We start from the raw sequence: 17,245 nt of genomic DNA on the forward strand, positions 1-17,245 counted from the left end.
CCGAGAGGAACCTTCCTCTAGAACAAGCCGGGGATCTTCATTCCTCCGGTGAATTTGCCCATGTCCTTGTTCGCCAGCTCTTCGGCCTGGTTCAGGGCGTCGTTAACGGCTGTCAGAACCAAATCCTGAAGCATTTCCACGTCATCCGGGTCTACCGCTTCGGGCTTGATGGTGACACTAAGAATTTTTTTCTGTCCATTGGCTGTTACGGTTACCACGCCTCCGGCTGTTCCTTCCACCGTCTTGTTGACGAGCTCCTCCTGGGCCTTAAGCATTTGCTCCTGCATTTTCTTAACCTGTTTCATCATTTGGTTCATGTTATTCATCGCGATCGACTCCTACTCTTCTTTTATTTTGACCAAATCTTCTCCAAACAGCTGAATGGCCTCATGAATCCAGTCCTCTTTAATCCGGCCCGGCTCTTCGGCCTCAAGCTTCATCTCTTCAGGCGCCTCTTCTGAAGCGCCTTCCTGGGCTTCCTTCCATTCCTTCTGCATAACCGTGACGAACTGCATCGGGTGGCCCATGATTTCGGATATTACCTGCTCAATCAGCTGCTTATTGGCAGGGCGCTCGGTCGTTTCGCGGTGCATGGCGCTCTTGAAGGCGAGCAGCACGTTGTCCTGATCCATGGAAACCGGCTCCCCGTCCACCAGCCAGGCATGAACGGTAATTTTCCTATCCTTCACCTGTGCCAGCACTTGGCTCCACTTCATGAGCACCTGCTTGAATAGGTCGCTCCCCTGCTGCTTTACGTACCCGTCCAGTTTGATGCCCGATCTTCGGGCGGCGGACGCTGGCGACGGTGTTCGAGCGGCAGGCGACTGTTTGGAAGCCGGTGCGGGGGAAGCAGCGGCGACGCCGTTCTGAAGCAGCTTGGTCAGCTGCTGTTCGAGTTGAACGACCTTCTGCCGAAGAGCGCCGAGTTCCTCTGAGCTCGCTTCCCCGGTGGAGGAACGTCCCTGCTCCGGGGAGGGGCCGCCCGTGAGGGCTGCACAGGCTTTCATAACCGCCACCTCAAACATCGTTTGAGGCTGAGCCGAGAATTTCATTTCACTTTGGTAATGGTTAAGGATCTCAATCATCCGGAACAGATCATCCGGGGCAAAGGCTTCGGCCATTTCGCGGAACGACTCTGGATTAAGGATCCGCTCCGTAACGGCTTGGGCTTTCGGAACCATCCGGATCATCAGAAGGTCGCGGAAGTAATGAATGAGGCTTTCCATGCATTTGTCCGCGCTCTTGCCTTCCCTCATGAAGCCTTCGATTACCCCTAGAGCGGTCCCAATGTCTTGGTTCCTGATGGATTGGGCCAGCTTGGAGAACTGCTCGGAGGCAATCCCCCCTGTTATCGAAACAGCGGTTTCGTAAGTAATCCGGTTGTCGGAGAAGGAGGCGATCTGATCCAGCAGGCTCAGCGCATCCCGCATTCCCCCGTCGGAAAGTCTTGCAATGTAGTGAAGGGCTTCCTTGTCGGCCGTAAAATGCTCTTCCTCGCATACCTTCTGAAGCCGCTCGACCTGCTCCTCTAAAGGGACTCGGCGCAGATCGAACCGTTGGCAGCGGGAAATAATGGTCGCCGGAAGCTTGTGGGGCTCTGTGGTAGCCAGAATAAACATGACATGAGCCGGGGGCTCTTCCAGTGTCTTCAGCAGAGCGTTGAACGCCTCTGTGGTAAGCATGTGAACTTCATCAATGATATAAACCTTGCGGCGAACCTCCGTAGGGGCATACTTCACCTTGTCGCGCAGGTCGCGAATCTCCTCCACCCCGCGGTTGGAGGCCGCGTCGATTTCCATAACATCGATGACCGATCCCTCGGTAATGCGCCGGCAGGCCTCACAGTCGTTGCAAGGCTCTTCGCCGGGGCCGTTCTCACAGTTAACGGCCTTGGCCACAATCTTAGCCAAGGTGGTCTTGCCCGTTCCCCGCGGACCGCTAAACAGGTAAGCATGACTTAAGCGGCCTTCCTTCAACGAATTCTGCAGCGTCTGAACGATATGCTTCTGGCCGACTACATCCCGAAAGGCCTGCGGCCGCCAGCTTCGGTATAATGCAATATGCGCCATAATTTCCTCTCTAATCATTCCCCATCGGTAAGGAATTATTATCTCTATTATACTATATTTCCGCTATGCATTGAAGGGAACCGCTGCAATCCGGATCCAAAGTTAGAATCCTTATTTCAAACGATTGCGGTCCGTTCCGCGCTTTTACTTGCTCCAAAATAAAAACACCTTAATGCGGCTAAGCATTAAGGTGTTGCCTATACGGTAAGTAGGTACCGTGCACCTATTATCGATCGTTGCGATCCAAGCGTACGCCTCTCGTTAGCTCAAGCTAGGCCACCCCTCGGCACATGAAACCTCTTGCTTACGGCTGCTTCCTTCCGGACCTGACCGGGTTCACAAGTATTCATTGCGAAGGACCCGGCTGTCAACACCACGTGGAGACGCCAGACCTTACATCGACAAGACCTCTAATAGGAATTCAATCCTGCTACAGCGGATTGCAGGTTACAGGGCACCGCTACCTCCCCATCTAGCACGGTAAGCTCTAGTATACAAGATCCCGGATCAAAGATCAACCGGCGGAATTTGGCACGGGGAGAGCCGAAAATGTCACGGCTTACTCGGCATCAGCCGCCGGCTACCTCATCCGGTTATCGCGAAGAACGCTTGGCCAATTTCACATGCATCCGGTACCGGGGCATATTCTCGCTCAGGGCTTTTTGGGCGTTAGCCAGCACCTGATCGGCATCGGCGACCTTCATCCCCGGAGGGACCTTAAGGGTAACATAAGCATCCGGACCATTCGTCAAAATGGTGGCATCCACCACTCCTTTGACTTTGGAAAGGGTCGATTGCATGAGGGCTTTGTCGTCCTTGTAATGATGGTAGGTCTGGCTGTGAATCATATTGGGATTGGCCTGAGTCGCCCCCAGCATTCCGTCCCTCGAGTACGAATTCGTTTTGGTTTGATTGGGGCCCGCTCCGGAGCAAGCGGTCACGGTAACGGCCAGCGCCGCCAAGGCAGCAAAGGAAGACCATGCCTGAGGGCTAGCCCACGCGGCTCCCGGCTTACGGCTGTTCGATCTGCGCATAAAAAAACCTCCCTTGGTCATTAGAATGACCCCGGAAGGTTTGTTTATACCGTTAATTAAAGGGAACTCGCCGGCATTAGATGCCGTATTTCTTCTTGAACTTGTCCACACGGCCGCCTGCATCAATAAACTTCTGTTTGCCGGTGAAGAACGGGTGGCAAGCGGAGCAAATTTCAACGCGGAGGTTAGGCTTTACGGAGCCGGTTTCGAACTCGTTACCGCAAGCGCAAGTCACCTTCGTCAAGTGATATTTAGGCTGGATAGCTTCTTTCATTTCTTTCACCTCTTTCCGCCCTGGATCATGATCGCGAACCAGAGTTAAATGGACACATAACCTCATTATAGCACAATGCCATATCCTGTGGCAATGCCTAAACGAGGAGATGACAAGACGGATCTCCATGGGAAGAGCCGCCAAAGCTGGGGTTAGGACCCGGCCGCTTCCGCTTCCTTCTTCTTTTCCAAGCCAAAGGGAGAATGCGTATACGAACCGATCGCCACCTCGGGCAGTTCTTCCTGGAAGATCTCGATCATCTGCTTCATGCCGAGAATCTCTCCCTGAGCCGGGGGAATGAGCTCAAGGTAGGTTTCCGGGTCGATGTTAAGATTGCGCATTTGGATAAGCTTAAGCCCGGTCCGGCGGACAAAGCCGATCATCGCTTCGATTTCCTCCTCCCGGTCGGTTACCCCCGGAAAGATCAAATAATTGATGGAAGTTAGAACGCCTTTGTCGGTGGCGTAACGAAGCGACTTCTCGACATTCTGCAGGGTGTATCCACGCGGCTTGTAGTAGGCGTTATAATGACCGTCAAGCGCACTGATGGTGCTGACCCGCATAAGCTGAAGGCCGGCATCGACAATTCCCCGGATATGATCGGTAAGTCCGGCATTCGTATTGATGTTGATATACCCCATATCGGTGATCTCCCGCACTTTCCGGATGGCCGGAATGATCAGCGAGGCCTGGGTGGAGGGTTCGCCTTCACAGCCTTGACCGAAGCTGATGATGCTGTCGGGGTGCTTCAGATGCTCCAGCATGACCTGCACGATCTCCTCGACCGTCGGCCGGAAGTTCATGCGGGTCTGCGGGGCGACGAAGCCGCTGTCCTCAGGCTGTTCCGAGATGCAGCCGTGGCATCCGGCATTGCAGGAGTACGACACCGGAACCGCTCCCTCCCATCTTTGGAGGAACGTGTTCGAGGCGGTGAGGCATTCGTATTCCAGGGCGCATTTCGTTAAGTGCTGATAAAGCCGGTTGTCCGGATACTGCTTGGCCAACCGGTCCACCTGCAGCTCCAGCTCCCGAACATCGCAGTTAACCGGATTCCAGCGCTCGGGATCGTCACTCTGGCGGGCGGCCACGTAGAAGCCGTCCTCCTTCCAGACGACCGCGGTATAGCCGAAGAGCGGCATCAGCTTGCTTTTGTCCGTCTTGAGATAGCCCGGCAGGAGCAAACGGGTAAACCCTTGGGGCAGCAAAGCCCCCACGGCTTCGTACTCGCCCGCCATACGCTTCATTTCTCCCGATTGGGGATCAAGATAGACGGGCCGCGTAAAGGGAAGGCTGACCAAGGTCGCCCCCTCAGGAAGAGGAATCAGCTCGTCTTCCATAATTTCCGTCACCATGTCAGCGCTCCGGGCCAGCGCGAGATAATCCGGATGATCGTATACATTGCCTTCCCGGTCGGCATAAACCAAATTCATTGCATTCACCTTTTTGTATGATGGATTGGAACGAAATCCGTTTCTCCTCGATAGTTCTTAGGAGGCAGGGGTTTTCGTCGTCCTTTTCGCCGGAGCCTTCGCTTCCAGCGTCGCCAGAAACTCTTCGTTCGTTTTCGTATCCTTCAGCTTCTTCAGGAAGGCCTCGGTATACTCATAGGAATCCTGCATGCTCTTGCGGACCGCCCAGATCTTCTCCAGCTCGTCTTTGGTCAGGAGCATTTCCTCGCGGCGGGTTCCCGAGCGCCGGATATCGATGGACGGGAAGATCCGCCGTTCGGCCAGCTTCCGGTCCAGGTGAAGCTCCAGGTTCCCGGTCCCCTTGAATTCCTCGTAAATGACGTCATCCATCCGCGAGCCCGTCTCGACCAGTGCCGTCGCCAGGATCGTCAAGCTGCCGCCCTCCTCAATGTTCCGGGCCGCCCCAAAGAAACGCTTGGGCCGATGAAACGCTCCCGGATCGATACCGCCGGACAGCGTACGTCCGGATGGCGGGATGACGAGGTTATAAGCCCGGGCAAGACGGGTGATGCTGTCAAGCAGAATAACGACATCCTTCTTATGCTCCACCAGCCTCTGAGCCCTCTCCAGCACAAGCTCGGCTACCTTGATATGATTCTCCGGCAGCTCGTCGAACGTGGACGCCACCACTTCTCCTTTAACGGAGCGCTGCATGTCGGTAACCTCTTCCGGCCTTTCATCAATCAAGAGCACAAACAATTCGATTTCGGGATAGTTGGTCGAAATGCTGTTGGCGATTTCTTTCAGCAGGAGGGTTTTACCGGCTTTCGGCGGGGCGACAATCAATCCGCGCTGACCGAGTCCGACGGGACTGAGAAGATCCATAACACGGGTGGATAATTGTGTAGGGAGGGTTTCCAGCACAACTTTCTTCTGCGGATAAAGAGGGGTGAGGGCAGGGAAGTGAAGACGTTCCGCTGCGGTTTCCGGCTTCTCGCCGTTGACGGCTTCGACTTGAAGAAGGCCGAAATACCGTTCATTTTCCTTTGGGGGCCGGCACTTGCCGGATACCAAGTCTCCGGAGCGGAGATCGAATTTTCGGATCTGGGACGCCGAAATGTAAATATCCTCAGCGCTCGGAAGGTAATTGATCGGCCTTAGGAAGCCGAATCCTTCCTGGAGGATTTCCAATACCCCCTGCATAAACATGAGGCCGCCCTTCTCGGCCTGAGCCCGAAGGATGGCGAAGATCAGTTCTTTCTTCTTCATCTGCCCGTAATACGGGATTTGGTGCATTTTGGCAAGCTTATACAGCTCTGTCAGCTTCAGCTCCTCGAGCTGGGACAATTGCATATCCATTAATTAGACCACCACACTATTAAATTTTCAAAACTAGCATTTAGGCTGGTTAACCATTAAAACCATTACCCATCGGAACGCACTTGAACCGCGTAGTCCTTAGACGAAAGGGCCGCAAACAGGAAAAGACAGATACCGATCCTATCTTTCCCCATCGCTGCCTCTTCTATTCTCCGTAAGAGATTGCCGTCCGGCATCGTAAGCCCGCTTTCGGCTACTCTCTCCAAATCTCGGCGCCGAGCCTCGAAAGGTTGGTCACGAGATGATCATAGCCCCGGTCAATGTACTCCACGCCGGTAATCTCGGTCACCCCGCCGGACGGTACCGTAAGTCCCGCGACAACGAGCGCGGCCCCGCCGCGAAGATCGGTCGCCTTCACCTTGGCCGGCTGCAGCACGCTTCCTTCAATGATGGCGGAACGGCCCTCCAGCTTGATTTTGGCTCCCATTCGCACAAGCTCGGGAATGTATTTGAACCGGCTGCTGTATACGTAATCCGTCAGGATGCTCGTCCCCTTGGCCTGGGTCAGCAGGCTGCACATCGGAGACTGCATATCCGTGGCAAAGCCGGGATAAACCAAAGCTCTTACATCGACGCTCTGGTACTCCGGCCGGCCGATGATGCGCACCGACTCATCCATTTCCTCGATGCCCACTCCCATCTCCTGGAGCTTGGCCGTGACGGCTTCCATGTGCTTCGGAATGATGTTGTCGACGACAACGTCGCCCCGTGTTGCGGCAGCGGCGATCATGTAAGTACCGGCCTGGATCCGATCCGGTATGATGGAATGCCGGCAGCCATGCAGCGAGGACACTCCTTCAATCCGGATGGTTTCCGTTCCGACTCCGATGATTTTGGCCCCCATGGAATTGAGCAGGGTGGCTACATCTATTATTTCAGGCTCTTTGGCCGCGTTTTCGATAATTGTGACGCCTTTGGCACGTGAGGCCGCCAGCATAATATTAATGGTCGCGCCTACGCTGACCACGTCCAGATAAATCTTGGCTCCCCGAAGCTCCTTGGCCCGGATGTGAATGGCTCCGCCTTCGTTCGAGACGTGAGCTCCCAACGCTTCGAAACCTTTAATGTGCTGATCGATCGGACGGGGTTCAAAATTACAGCCTCCCGGCAGCCCGATGACCGCTTCGCCGAATCTTCCCAGCAGGGCGCCCATCAAATAATAAGACGCTCTCAGTTTCTTGATGTTTCCGTTAGGCATAGGAACGGACTTCAAGGATGACGGGTCAATCTTCATGACATCCCCGTTACGCTCAACCGTTGCCCCCAATTCCACCAGAAGCTCCGTCAATATCGCGACATCGCTTAATTCCGGCAAATTGTCCAAAGTGACAGCAGACTCAGCCAAAATGGCAGCAGGGACCAATGCGACCGCACTGTTCTTGGCTCCGCTGATTTGCACGGTACCCCGGAGCGGACGGCCTCCCGCTATCAGTAATTTATCCATCGAGTGAGTTGTCCTCCTAAAAAGTAAAGAAAATAGGAAGGAAAAACACCGCTAACCGGTGTTTTTCCTTAAAGGCTTGTCCAATGGGAATTAGGCTTGGTTGCTGCTTCCGAACAATTCGATCTTGGACTTAACCACTTCCACCATCGCATTGCGGGCAGGCGTCAGGTATTTGCGGGGGTCATAGACCTTAGCGTCTTTGCCGAGCACGTCACGGATGGCTTCCGTCGCTGCTACCTGGTTCTCCGTGTTAACGTTGATTTTGCCAACGCCGGCAGCGATCGACTTGCGGATCATTTCGTCCGGCACGCCGGAGCCGCCGTGAAGAACCACCGGTACCGGAATCGCACGGGAAACCTCTTGGATGATATCGAATTTGATGTCCGGCTCGCCGGCATACATGCCGTGTGCCGTTCCGACCGCGATGGCCAGACAATCGACGCCCGTCTCTTCGTAGAAACGGATGGCTTCCTCAGGCTTAGCCAGGTTGGCATTCTCTTCGTCCACGGAAATGTCGTCCTCGACGCCGCCGATTGTTCCGAGCTCGCCCTCTACGGAAACGCCCATCGCATGAGCCGCTTTAACGACCTCTTTGGTCAGGCGGATGTTCTCTTCGAACGAATAGTGGGAGCCGTCGAACATAACGGAGCTGAAGCCGGCACGGATACACTTCATGGCCACTTCAAAGCTGCTTCCATGGTCGAGATGCAGGGCGATAGGCAGGCCGGACTTCTTAGCCGCCGCTTCCGCAATGGCCACCGTAAACTCGATGCCCATGTACTTAAGAGCGCCTTCGCTAACCCCGTAAATAAAAGGGGACTTCAGTTCCATGGCAGCCTGAACGATCGCTTGGGCGAACTCCAGGTTGTTCATGTTGAATTGGCCAACCGCGAACTTGTTCGCTTTGGCTTTTGGCAGAAATTCATTCATCGAAACCAATGGCATGATTTGCTACTCCTCCTAAACTGGAACTAAGCCGCTGCCGGACGGCAGGACCGATCCGCTCTAATGTAGTCATACCGCCCCATTATACCATAATGCATCCCAAAACAAAAAAAAGAATCCTTCTCAGGATCCTATGGCAAAACCGGAGGATGGCTTGTGGCCCAAATGGCGGTTGACCTCCACCCTCAGTTCATCAATATCAAAAGGCTTCGTGAAATGCATAAGAGCACCCAAATCCGTCGCTTCCTTGATCATGTCCAGCTCCCCGTAGGCGGTCATCATAATGACTTTCATGGAGGGGTCTATCTGTTTGATGTGCTTCAAAATATCTAAGCCGTCCATACCGGGAATCTTCATATCCAAAAGAACCAGGTCGGGAGATTCTCTCTTGACGATCTCCAAAGCGAGTTTCCCGTTCGATGCTTGAAACGTCTGGTACCCTTCGCTGTTAAATACTTCCACCAACAGGACACGAATTCCGTTCTGGTCATCGACGATCAACAACTTCTTCTTCTCCACCGTTCGCCCTCCTCGAAGTCAAGGAATTTTACACAGGAATTCAGCTCTACCGTTAGTCATTCGACGCGATCTAACCAAATCCCTGCCGGGGAATGAGGAAATTTTGATATTTTTTACAATTGTTTTATAAAAATGTATTTTTCTTTTGTCAGGTTAGTTGACGCTCTCTTCCTTCTGAAAAGCAGCCTTGATGAATTCCCGGAAGAGCGCCTGCGGGCGGTTCGGTCTCGACGTGAATTCCGGGTGGAATTGAACGGCCAGGAACCAAGGGTGTCCGGGAAGCTCGACCATCTCCACCAGACGTCCGTCCGGGGAAGTACCGGTGATCTTCAGGCCGGCCGACTCCACCTGCTCGCGGAACGCGTTGTTGAATTCGTACCGGTGGCGGTGTCTCTCGTAGACGAGCTCTTCTCCGTAGCATTGCATGGCCAGGGAGCCTTGGGCCAGCTTGCACGGATAAAGGCCGAGCCTCATGGTGCCACCCATATCCTCGATATCCTTCTGCTCCGGAAGCAGGTCGATAACCGGGTACGCCGTGGCGGGGTTGATCTCGGAGGAGTTGGCTCCTTCGAGGTTAAGCACGTTGCGGGCATATTCAATGACCGCCACCTGCATGCCGAGGCAGATGCCGAAGAACGGAACCTTCTTCTCCCGGGCATACCGGATCGCGATGACCTTGCCTTCGATGCCGCGGTCGCCGAAGCCGCCCGGAACGAGAATGCCTTGAACGCCCTGAAGCAGCTCGTCCACATTATGGTCGTACACTTCTTCGGCGTTAATCCAGCGGATCTTCACTTCCGTATTGCTCGCAAAACCGGCATGGGACAAGGCTTCTACGATGCTGAGGTACGCGTCGTGAAGGGCCACGTATTTGCCGACGATGGCGATTTCGGTCTGGTGCTTCAGCTCCTTAACGTTCTTCACCATGGCTTCCCATTCGGTCATGTCGAGCTCATTGGTCTGCAGCTTCAAGTGGTTGATGACGATTTCGTCCAGCCCTTGATCGCGCATCATCAGAGGAACTTCATATAGAGTATCCGCATCGATCATTTCGATAACGGCGTTAGCGTCGATGTCACAGAACAAGGCGAGCTTGCGCTTCATGTCTTCCGATAGAGGCTTCTCCGTCCGGCAGACGATCATGTTCGGCTGGATGCCGATGCTGCGGAGCTCTTTTACGCTGTGCTGGCTCGGCTTGGTCTTGAGCTCACCGGCCGCTTTCAGATAAGGAATCAAGGTCACGTGAATGTACATAACATTCTCACGGCCGATGTCGCTCTTGATCTGACGGATGGCCTCCAGGAAAGGAAGGCTCTCGATGTCGCCTACCGTACCGCCGATCTCCGTGATGACGACGTCGGCTTGAGTCTCGCGGCCCGCGCGGAAAACGCGGTCTTTGATCTCGTTCGTAATATGGGGGATAACCTGAACCGTGCCGCCGAGGTATTCGCCTCTGCGTTCCTTGGTAATGACCGAGGAGTAAACCTTACCGGTCGTTACATTGCTGTTCTTCGAAAGATTGATATCGATAAAGCGCTCATAGTGGCCGAGGTCCAGGTCCGTCTCCGCGCCGTCGTCGGTTACGAAAACTTCCCCGTGCTGATACGGACTCATGGTCCCCGGGTCTACGTTAATGTAAGGATCGAACTTCTGAATGGTTACCTTAAGGCCGCGGTTCTTCAGAAGCCGCCCGAGCGATGCCGCTGTAATCCCTTTGCCCAAGGAGGATACAACCCCGCCGGTTACAAAAATATATTTCGTCACTTGATTACCCCCTGTGGATTTTAGCATGGTGCCTTGAAGCCCGTCCGGTATATAGGGAAGGTTTCCACCCCGGCCGGAAATTATTACTTCCCGCCATGAGACGGGCGGCCTTCGGAACGCTTCCGAATGAGCCTGAGACGCTCTCTCTCCTTACCTACGGAAACGAAAAAAACGGAAAAAAGAAAGCAAAAAAACAAAAAAGTGACACCCGTACAGACGGGGCACTTTAGGGAATGTCAGTATGGAATTCAATTGTAAATCTTTAGCCCATGCAATAGTTTACTCTGACTTCGTCCGCACTGTCAAGACGAGATTGATCGTTATTTGTCGTCTGCGTCTTCCTCATCGTCTAAGTCGGAATCTTCCTCGTCCTCGGCGTCTTCATCGACCTCATCGATGTCGGATTCGTCTGCCTCTTCGTCCTCGATTTCTTCCTCGAAGAATTCTTCTTCCTCTTCCTCTTCGGCTACCTCTTCGCTGTCCTCATTAAAGGCATCGAAGTCTTCCTCTTCGGCCGTATAGGTTTCCTCTTCCTCTTGGTAATCCTCTTCGTCCAGATCGTCGTCGTCATCGTTGATGATACGCGGACGCTTGCCGCTTGCCACGGCATCGTCGGATTTATTGTCAACCGGATACCAGCGCTTCAATCCCCACAGGTTGTTGCCGACGCAGGCGAACCGGCCGTCCACATTAATTTCGGTATAAAGCTGGGCGATGACGTCCATCATCTTCTCTTCATCAAAGCCTTTGATTTTGGCGATCTCGTTCATCAGGTCCCGGTAATAAAACGGCGTATTCGCGGCCTTCAGCACCATGAAAGCCAGATCGACCATCGCCATTTCCTTGGCCTTGTCGGCCGGTACGGACAATGTATATTGGTTACTCATTCAAAACCCTTCCTCTCGCACGGTTTTGCGATAGCTGTTTCCATTCTACCCGTTATCTTCATATAGTAAAACCTATTTTATCTAAAAATGCAACAACCCTTGCCCGCCCGAACCGCGAGGCTTCCGAACAGGAAGAAGGGTCCCCGGGACGTGAAAAAGCGGGGGAATCCCCCCGCTCATGACTGTATCCGCCCCGGAAAACGCGAATTATCCCGATCCGCCTTGATCCCCGTAGCAAGGGTTCCGATACCAACCCTCTCTTCATCCTATGTCGATGCCCTTGGTTTGACACGGGCGGGCGACTAAATATTTCGGGCAGGGCGGACTACCCATGCGGGCAGAGAGGCTCCGACATAGGATGTCACAAAAGAATTTTCAGCGGAAAAGGGGAAATTCCATTGAACGTGAACGAATGGCTCCACCACATCTGCGAGGAAATCGGCAGTGAGGATTCCGCACCCCCCAGCTATTTGCTCCGTTTCGCAAGCGAGGACACGTACCGGAAATGCCTGGCCGAAAGAGACCGGCTCCTGCCGGCCTTGCCCCAGCTTGCCCGGCTGAAGCCCATCGGGCTGATCCGGGGATTCTCCTGTCCCCTTATCTCGCCCTCTAAGCTTGCCCGCGGCCGCGGAATAGTCACGATTGAACCCGATGAGAAACACGCGCTCGTCCATGGACTGGCGGAGTTCGCCTCCAAGCCCTCCGCCGGAAGCCTGCACGTCAGCGGACGGTACTGGATTCCCTGGGGAGTAAAAGAGATCAAAGCTCCTTCCGTCTGGAACCGTTCCAAAGGAAACGCCGTCCGGATCGGCGTGATCGATACCGGAATCGACTACAACCATCCCGATCTGAAGGCAGCGGCAATCGGGGGCGTCAATCTGGTGCACCGTCACCTGCCTCCCATCGACGACAACGGGCACGGAACCCACATCGCGGGCACCATTGCGGCCGCTTCGGAGCGCCTAGGCATTATCGGAGTCGCCCCCGGGGCCCACATTTATGCGGTAAAGGCCTTTGACCATAACGGCACGGCTTTCGTTTCGGACATCGTTTACGGGATCGACTGGTGCGTGCGCAACCGGATGAACATCATCAATATGAGCTTCGGGATGAAGACCCCGAGCAAAGCGCTGCAGGATGCCGTCAAGGCCGCCTACCGGGCCGGAACGATTGTGGTCGCCTCCTCCGGCAACGAAGGGAAGCTCGGGGAGATCGACTTTCCGGCGCGGTTCCCCTGCACCATTGCCGTAGGGGCCACCTCCCGGCAGAAAAAAATCGCCCCCTTCAGCAACCGGGGACGAAAGGTGGACCTTTATGCCCCCGGCCACAAGATCGTGTCCACCTGGCTCGGCGGCAAATACCACGAGATGAGCGGCACGTCCATGGCCACTTCGCATGTGTCGGGCGTCATTGCGCTCATGCTCTCCCTGCGCCCCGGTCTCACCCCACGGGCCATAAAGGAAATCCTCCTCAAGCAGGCAACCGACCTTCCTTCGGGAAAAAGGTCATCGAGCGCCGGGGAGGTCAACGCCCTGCTGAGCGTTCAATCCGCGTTGGGGTAAGGCCCCGGGCGGCTTACCCGGCCATTTCGCGCAAATCCGGCTCCGCCTGGCTAAGCCCCCTCCGTAACGGTGATTTCAAGCCGGCAGGTGCCGGAAGGCTCGCCGGAAACGAACAAATCATAGCTCCAGCTGACCGTTCCCGTTCCATTGACCAGGCGGACCGCCAGCTCACGCGTTTCGGTCCCGAGCTCGAGAAGCCCCTGCGGGGTTTGATAGAACCCGTTCCGGCGGCCGTCCGGCACAAAGGTTTGCTCGGATTCGACGTCCCCGTGGCGCAGAATCCGGATTTCGCCAGGCGCCACCTTCAAGATGGTGGCGGTCCGGCCCATCGCCGGGTCCGTTTCCCGGTAACGGAAATAGAAGGAATCCCCCTTCCGGTACCGTTCCGCGGAGAACGACTGCCGGATTTCTTTGCCGTCTATCCGGCTGTTGATCTGTAAAGTAACGGAATCGGGCATAAACCAATCTTCCTTTCGGCAAGCATCCGGTCTTGCGGTTTTCCCCAGTGTACCCAATCGCCCCCGTTAATTCAAACGGACGGCCGTTCCGCGCCGAATGGGACAGGCCTTTTGATTGAAAACGGTTTACAGAGAAGCTACAATAAAAGAATATGACGACCCTCTAGGATCGCATCAGGCCGAACCGATTAGCATCTCGAGTCAGCCATATAACGAATTTAAGATGGGCGGAATGTTCATGAACCCCAATGTTTTTCAGCTGGTCACCGAGGAGGACTCCCGTCTTCCCTTCTACATAACGAGCCTGGGACGCTGGAACAACCAGGATCCGATCGAACGGAAGGAAGGCTACCGCGACTTTCAATGGATTCAATGCCTCGGAGGAGAGGGCGAGCTTATGGCGGACGGCAAGCGTTGGACCGTAAGCAAGGGCCAGGGGATGCTGCTGCTTCCGAACTCCCCTCACGAATACCGGGCGATCCGGGAGCCCTGGGAGGTCATGTGGGTGACGTTTAACGGCAAGCATGCGGCCGATCTTCTGGCGGAGCTGCATTTTACGGAGACTTCCGTACTCTATGTGTCGAACCCCGATACCTTGCTTTCCAAAATGCACGCGGCCGCCGTGGTGATGCACTCCAAAGACCCCATGCGAAGCTTCGAATGCTCCTCGCTTGTCTACCAACTCATCCTGGATCTGTATACGTACGGCTCCGGGTCCGAGGTCCGCTCCAAGCAGCAGCATTACGAGCAGCTGACGCCGGTCCTTCATTATATTGAAGACCGCTTCGACCGCCCGATCTCGCTTGGGGAGCTGGCGGGCCAGCTCAAGCTGTCGCCCCAGTATACATGCCTGCTCTTTCAGCAGACGATGGGACTCCGTCCCTTCGAGTACATCACGAAGTTCCGCATCCGCAAGGCGAAGGAGATGCTTCTGAAGGAGCAGTCTCTCTCCGTGCAGGAGGTAGCCCGCAAGGTCGGGTACGAGCATCCGAGCTACTTCATCAAGCTGTTCCGCACGGAGGAAGGCATCACGCCAAGCACCTTCCGCCGCGTCCACTGCTCGTCGCCGAGGGCCACTTAGCACTATGCCAAATCCGCTAGTAGGGTTGGCCGGGAAGCGTATTGTCAAGGCATGGGAGGGGCGCACAGGGGGCAAGGAGAGGATGACGCTTGGGCGAACGGCGGCTGGCCACCGGGACGGACCCGGCCCATATAAAAACGCCGCTTCGTGAGCCGTCGAACCCGTAGGGTTCCGGCGAAGCGGCGTTTTGCTATCGCTTTCGGCGGTGCTATTTCACCAGGCCGAGGATAATTTCGCGGACAAGCTTCGAGGCGACAATTGGAGTCTGCTCCGAAGGGTCGTACACCGGAGCGACCTCGACTACATCGGCTCCGACAACATGGATGCCCTCGCCTGCGAGCGCATGAACCGCAGCGAGCAGCTCCTTCGACGTGATGCCGCCCGCTTCCGCGGTTCCCGTTCCCGGAGCGGCCGACGGATCGAGCACATCGATGTCGATCGTCAGATAAACCGGACGTCCCGCGAGCTCCGGAAGCACCTTCTGAAGCGGCTCCAGCACGTCGAACGGATAGAAGTTGATGTTCTCGCGGGCGTAGCGGAACTCCTCTCGTGTGCCGGACCGGATGCCGAACTGGTACACGTTGCGGCCGCCCATCAGCTCCGCCGCTTTGCGGATCGGCGTGGAGTGGGACAGCGGTTCCCCTTCGTACTGCTCGCGCAGGTCGGCGTGGGCGTCGATGTGGATCAGCGCCAGGTCAGGGTATTTCTTGTATACCTCCCGGATGACCGGCCAGGATACCAGGTGCTCTCCGCCCAGTCCGAGCGGGAACTTGCCGTCATCGAGCAGCCCCTTCACGTAGTCGCCGATCATGTCGAGGGCACGGCCCGGGTTGCCGAAGGGAAGCGGAAGATCGCCCGCGTCGAAATAACGGGCCTCGGACAGGTCCTTGTCCAAGTAAGGGCTGTACTCCTCGAGCCCGATCGAAACCTCACGGATCCGGGAAGGGCCGAAACGCGAGCCCGGCCGGAAGCTGACGGTGTAGTCCATCGGCATGCCGTAGATGACCGCCTTCGCGTTCTCGTAATCCGGGGAGCTCGCAATAAATACATTGCCTGAATAAGCATCGTCAAAACGCATTAGGGAGCCTCCTGTAAAGCGCAGCCTGTCCGTCGGAAATCGGGATCAGGCCGGCTCAAGTCAGTATAATAGACAAGTAAAGGGATTACTTAACCAGATCTTCCACGAATTTAGGAAGAACGAAAGCCGCCTTATGCAGGCGAGGCGAATAGTATTTCGTGTCGAGCTCGGGAATTTGCGTCTCGTCCACCTGCAGGGGATCATGCTTCTTGCTCCCCATCGTGAAGGTCCACAGGCCGCTCGGGTAAGTCGGGATGTTCGCGATATAGTTGCGGACAACCGGGAAGATCTCGCGCACGTCGCGGTTGACCGTACGGATGAGGTCCGCCTTGAACCAAGGGTTATCGGTTTGGGCTACGAAAATCCCTTCCTCTTTAAGGGCGTCGTAGATGCCCTGGTAGAAGCCCTTCGTGAACAGCTCGACCGCCGGTCCGACCGGTTCGGTGGAATCCACCATAATGACGTCGTAGGTGTTTTTGTGGTCATGGATGTGCATATAGCCGTCGTTCACGATGACTTCCACGCGGGGGTTGTCCAGCTCGCCGGCAATTTCCGGAAGGAATTGCTTCGAGTAGGTAATGACTTTTCCGTCGATGTCGACGAGAACGGCTTTCTTCACCTTCGGGTGCTTCATGACTTCCCGGATGACGCCGCCGTCTCCGCCGCCCACCACAAGCACATGCTCCGGGTTGGGATGGGTGAAAAGGGCCGGATGCGCGACCATTTCATGGTAAACGAACTCATCCTTCACCGTGGTCATGACCATGCCGTCCAGGGTCAGCATGCGTCCGAACTCTTCCGTATCGATGATCGCCAGGTCCTGAAACTCCGTTTTCTCCGTAACGAGCGTTTCCTTGATCTTAGCCGTGATGCCGAAGTTGTCCGTTTGTTTCTCGGTGTACCACAGTTCCATGTCGATTCCTTCTTTCTGTGTATAGGTAGGGTAATCCAATTGTAACCGCCTCATTATGGCTCTCTGCATTCGCTTCGAATCCGATCCCAGTGCCCGATTTACCAGGCACACCGGTCAATCTCATACCAATTGTATTATAGACAATCAGCGCAAAAAAGCAAGAAACCAAGCACCCTTTTCAGCCGTTTAGAGAGTAGGAGCAAAATAGTTCACGGGGGACGGGTATAGGGATTTCTAACCTTTTCCATACTAATAGAAACAACCGTTGGGCTGGCGCCTTATCCGGTAACTTTGTCGGCGGGAAACCCTCAGGATCCACACGAAAATCAATAGGAAAGCAGACCGACACTGGAAAAGACCGCTATAAGATCAGCATGGCCGGCCGGCACCGGAAGACCCATGCGCCAGGCAGGCAAACGAGCCCATCA

The 17,245-nt window shown here is 55.2% G+C and carries 16 protein-coding genes and 1 other RNA gene; 2 read left to right on the forward strand and 15 right to left on the reverse strand.

The annotated features are described in order from the left end of the window. Positions 1-17: 17 nt before the first annotated feature. From MJA45_RS26135 to rpoE, 12 genes are all read right to left on the reverse strand, one after another. The gene (locus tag MJA45_RS26135) at positions 18-326 is read right to left on the reverse strand and encodes a YbaB/EbfC family nucleoid-associated protein (RefSeq protein ID WP_315604817.1); all 309 of its coding nucleotides are present in this window, start codon (positions 324-326) and stop codon (positions 18-20) included. 12 nt (positions 327-338) lie between these two features. Next, positions 339-2,069: a DNA polymerase III subunit gamma/tau gene (gene dnaX / locus MJA45_RS26140; RefSeq protein WP_315604818.1), complete on the reverse strand. Its 1,731-nt coding sequence runs from the start codon at positions 2,067-2,069 to the stop codon at positions 339-341. Positions 2,070-2,284: 215 nt separating this feature from the next. Next, an RNA gene (gene ffs, locus MJA45_RS26145) (signal recognition particle sRNA large type) lies at positions 2,285-2,550 on the reverse strand. Positions 2,551-2,662: 112 nt separating this feature from the next. Then, positions 2,663-3,103, reverse strand: a complete 441-nt coding sequence (locus tag MJA45_RS26150; RefSeq protein WP_315604819.1) for a hypothetical protein — start codon at positions 3,101-3,103, stop codon at positions 2,663-2,665. A 76-nt stretch (positions 3,104-3,179) separates the two neighbouring features. Further along, positions 3,180-3,377, reverse strand: a complete 198-nt coding sequence (gene rpmE / locus MJA45_RS26155) for a 50S ribosomal protein L31 (RefSeq protein WP_315604820.1) — start codon at positions 3,375-3,377, stop codon at positions 3,180-3,182. Between the two features lie 152 nt (positions 3,378-3,529). Beyond that, positions 3,530-4,807: a radical SAM family protein gene (locus tag MJA45_RS26160; protein WP_315604821.1), complete on the reverse strand. Its 1,278-nt coding sequence runs from the start codon at positions 4,805-4,807 to the stop codon at positions 3,530-3,532. A 57-nt stretch (positions 4,808-4,864) separates the two neighbouring features. Then, on the reverse strand, positions 4,865-6,145 hold the full coding sequence (rho, locus tag MJA45_RS26165; protein WP_315604822.1) for a transcription termination factor Rho: 1,281 nt from the start codon (positions 6,143-6,145) through the stop codon (positions 4,865-4,867). Positions 6,146-6,359: 214 nt separating this feature from the next. Then, positions 6,360-7,610, reverse strand: coding sequence for a UDP-N-acetylglucosamine 1-carboxyvinyltransferase (locus MJA45_RS26170; protein ID WP_315604823.1), 1,251 nt, complete (start codon positions 7,608-7,610; stop codon positions 6,360-6,362). A 90-nt stretch (positions 7,611-7,700) separates the two neighbouring features. Then, positions 7,701-8,555 (reverse strand): class II fructose-1,6-bisphosphate aldolase, encoded by an 855-nt coding sequence (gene fba / locus MJA45_RS26175; RefSeq protein ID WP_315604824.1) that lies wholly within the window; start codon positions 8,553-8,555, stop codon positions 7,701-7,703. Between the two features lie 123 nt (positions 8,556-8,678). Then, a complete protein-coding gene (locus MJA45_RS26180) occupies positions 8,679-9,074 on the reverse strand; it encodes a response regulator (protein ID WP_315604825.1) in 396 nt (131 codons plus the stop codon). Between the two features lie 153 nt (positions 9,075-9,227). Then, positions 9,228-10,838: a CTP synthase gene (locus MJA45_RS26185; protein ID WP_315604826.1), complete on the reverse strand. Its 1,611-nt coding sequence runs from the start codon at positions 10,836-10,838 to the stop codon at positions 9,228-9,230. Positions 10,839-11,158: 320 nt separating this feature from the next. Then, positions 11,159-11,725: a DNA-directed RNA polymerase subunit delta gene (gene rpoE, locus MJA45_RS26190; RefSeq protein WP_315604827.1), complete on the reverse strand. Its 567-nt coding sequence runs from the start codon at positions 11,723-11,725 to the stop codon at positions 11,159-11,161. A 404-nt stretch (positions 11,726-12,129) separates the two neighbouring features. Between rpoE and MJA45_RS26195 the strand changes: the two genes are divergently transcribed. Further along, on the forward strand, positions 12,130-13,287 hold the full coding sequence (locus MJA45_RS26195; protein WP_315608107.1) for a S8 family peptidase: 1,158 nt from the start codon (positions 12,130-12,132) through the stop codon (positions 13,285-13,287). Between the two features lie 50 nt (positions 13,288-13,337). On the opposite strand, the gene MJA45_RS26200 is transcribed toward MJA45_RS26195, so the two are convergent. After that, positions 13,338-13,745 carry a YwiB family protein gene (locus MJA45_RS26200; protein WP_315604828.1) on the reverse strand — a complete coding sequence of 136 codons (408 nt, stop codon included), beginning with the start codon at positions 13,743-13,745 and terminating at the stop codon, positions 13,338-13,340. Positions 13,746-13,983: 238 nt separating this feature from the next. Between MJA45_RS26200 and MJA45_RS26205 the strand changes: the two genes are divergently transcribed. Next, entirely contained in the window at positions 13,984-14,826 is an 843-nt protein-coding gene (locus tag MJA45_RS26205; protein WP_315604829.1) for an AraC family transcriptional regulator, read from the forward strand. A gap of 208 nt (positions 14,827-15,034) precedes the next feature. On the opposite strand, the gene speB is transcribed toward MJA45_RS26205, so the two are convergent. After that, positions 15,035-15,904 carry an agmatinase gene (speB, locus tag MJA45_RS26210; RefSeq protein WP_315604830.1) on the reverse strand — a complete coding sequence of 290 codons (870 nt, stop codon included), beginning with the start codon at positions 15,902-15,904 and terminating at the stop codon, positions 15,035-15,037. A gap of 85 nt (positions 15,905-15,989) precedes the next feature. Continuing rightward, positions 15,990-16,817 carry a polyamine aminopropyltransferase gene (speE, locus tag MJA45_RS26215; RefSeq protein ID WP_315604831.1) on the reverse strand — a complete coding sequence of 276 codons (828 nt, stop codon included), beginning with the start codon at positions 16,815-16,817 and terminating at the stop codon, positions 15,990-15,992. Between the last annotated feature and the right edge of the window lie 428 nt (positions 16,818-17,245).

This window comes from Paenibacillus aurantius, assembly GCF_032268605.1.
Classification (GTDB): Bacteria; Bacillota; Bacilli; order Paenibacillales; family NBRC-103111; genus Paenibacillus_AO; species Paenibacillus_AO aurantius.

Coding starts and splice junctions, on each gene's coding strand:
- MJA45_RS26205 (WP_315604829.1), top strand. CDS start 13,984: ATGAACCCCAATGTTTTTCAGCTGGTCACCGAGGAGGACTCCCGTCTT.
- MJA45_RS26150 (WP_315604819.1), bottom strand. CDS start 3,103: ATGCGCAGATCGAACAGCCGTAAGCCGGGAGCCGCGTGGGCTAGCCCT.
- MJA45_RS26170 (WP_315604823.1), bottom strand. CDS start 7,610: ATGGATAAATTACTGATAGCGGGAGGCCGTCCGCTCCGGGGTACCGTG.
- MJA45_RS26135 (WP_315604817.1), bottom strand. CDS start 326: ATGAATAACATGAACCAAATGATGAAACAGGTTAAGAAAATGCAGGAG.
- dnaX (WP_315604818.1), bottom strand. CDS start 2,069: ATGGCGCATATTGCATTATACCGAAGCTGGCGGCCGCAGGCCTTTCGG.
- fba (WP_315604824.1), bottom strand. CDS start 8,555: ATGCCATTGGTTTCGATGAATGAATTTCTGCCAAAAGCCAAAGCGAAC.
- speB (WP_315604830.1), bottom strand. CDS start 15,904: ATGCGTTTTGACGATGCTTATTCAGGCAATGTATTTATTGCGAGCTCC.
- rho (WP_315604822.1), bottom strand. CDS start 6,145: ATGGATATGCAATTGTCCCAGCTCGAGGAGCTGAAGCTGACAGAGCTG.
- MJA45_RS26160 (WP_315604821.1), bottom strand. CDS start 4,807: ATGAATTTGGTTTATGCCGACCGGGAAGGCAATGTATACGATCATCCG.
- speE (WP_315604831.1), bottom strand. CDS start 16,817: ATGGAACTGTGGTACACCGAGAAACAAACGGACAACTTCGGCATCACG.
- rpmE (WP_315604820.1), bottom strand. CDS start 3,377: ATGAAAGAAGCTATCCAGCCTAAATATCACTTGACGAAGGTGACTTGC.
- rpoE (WP_315604827.1), bottom strand. CDS start 11,725: ATGAGTAACCAATATACATTGTCCGTACCGGCCGACAAGGCCAAGGAA.
- MJA45_RS26200 (WP_315604828.1), bottom strand. CDS start 13,745: ATGCCCGATTCCGTTACTTTACAGATCAACAGCCGGATAGACGGCAAA.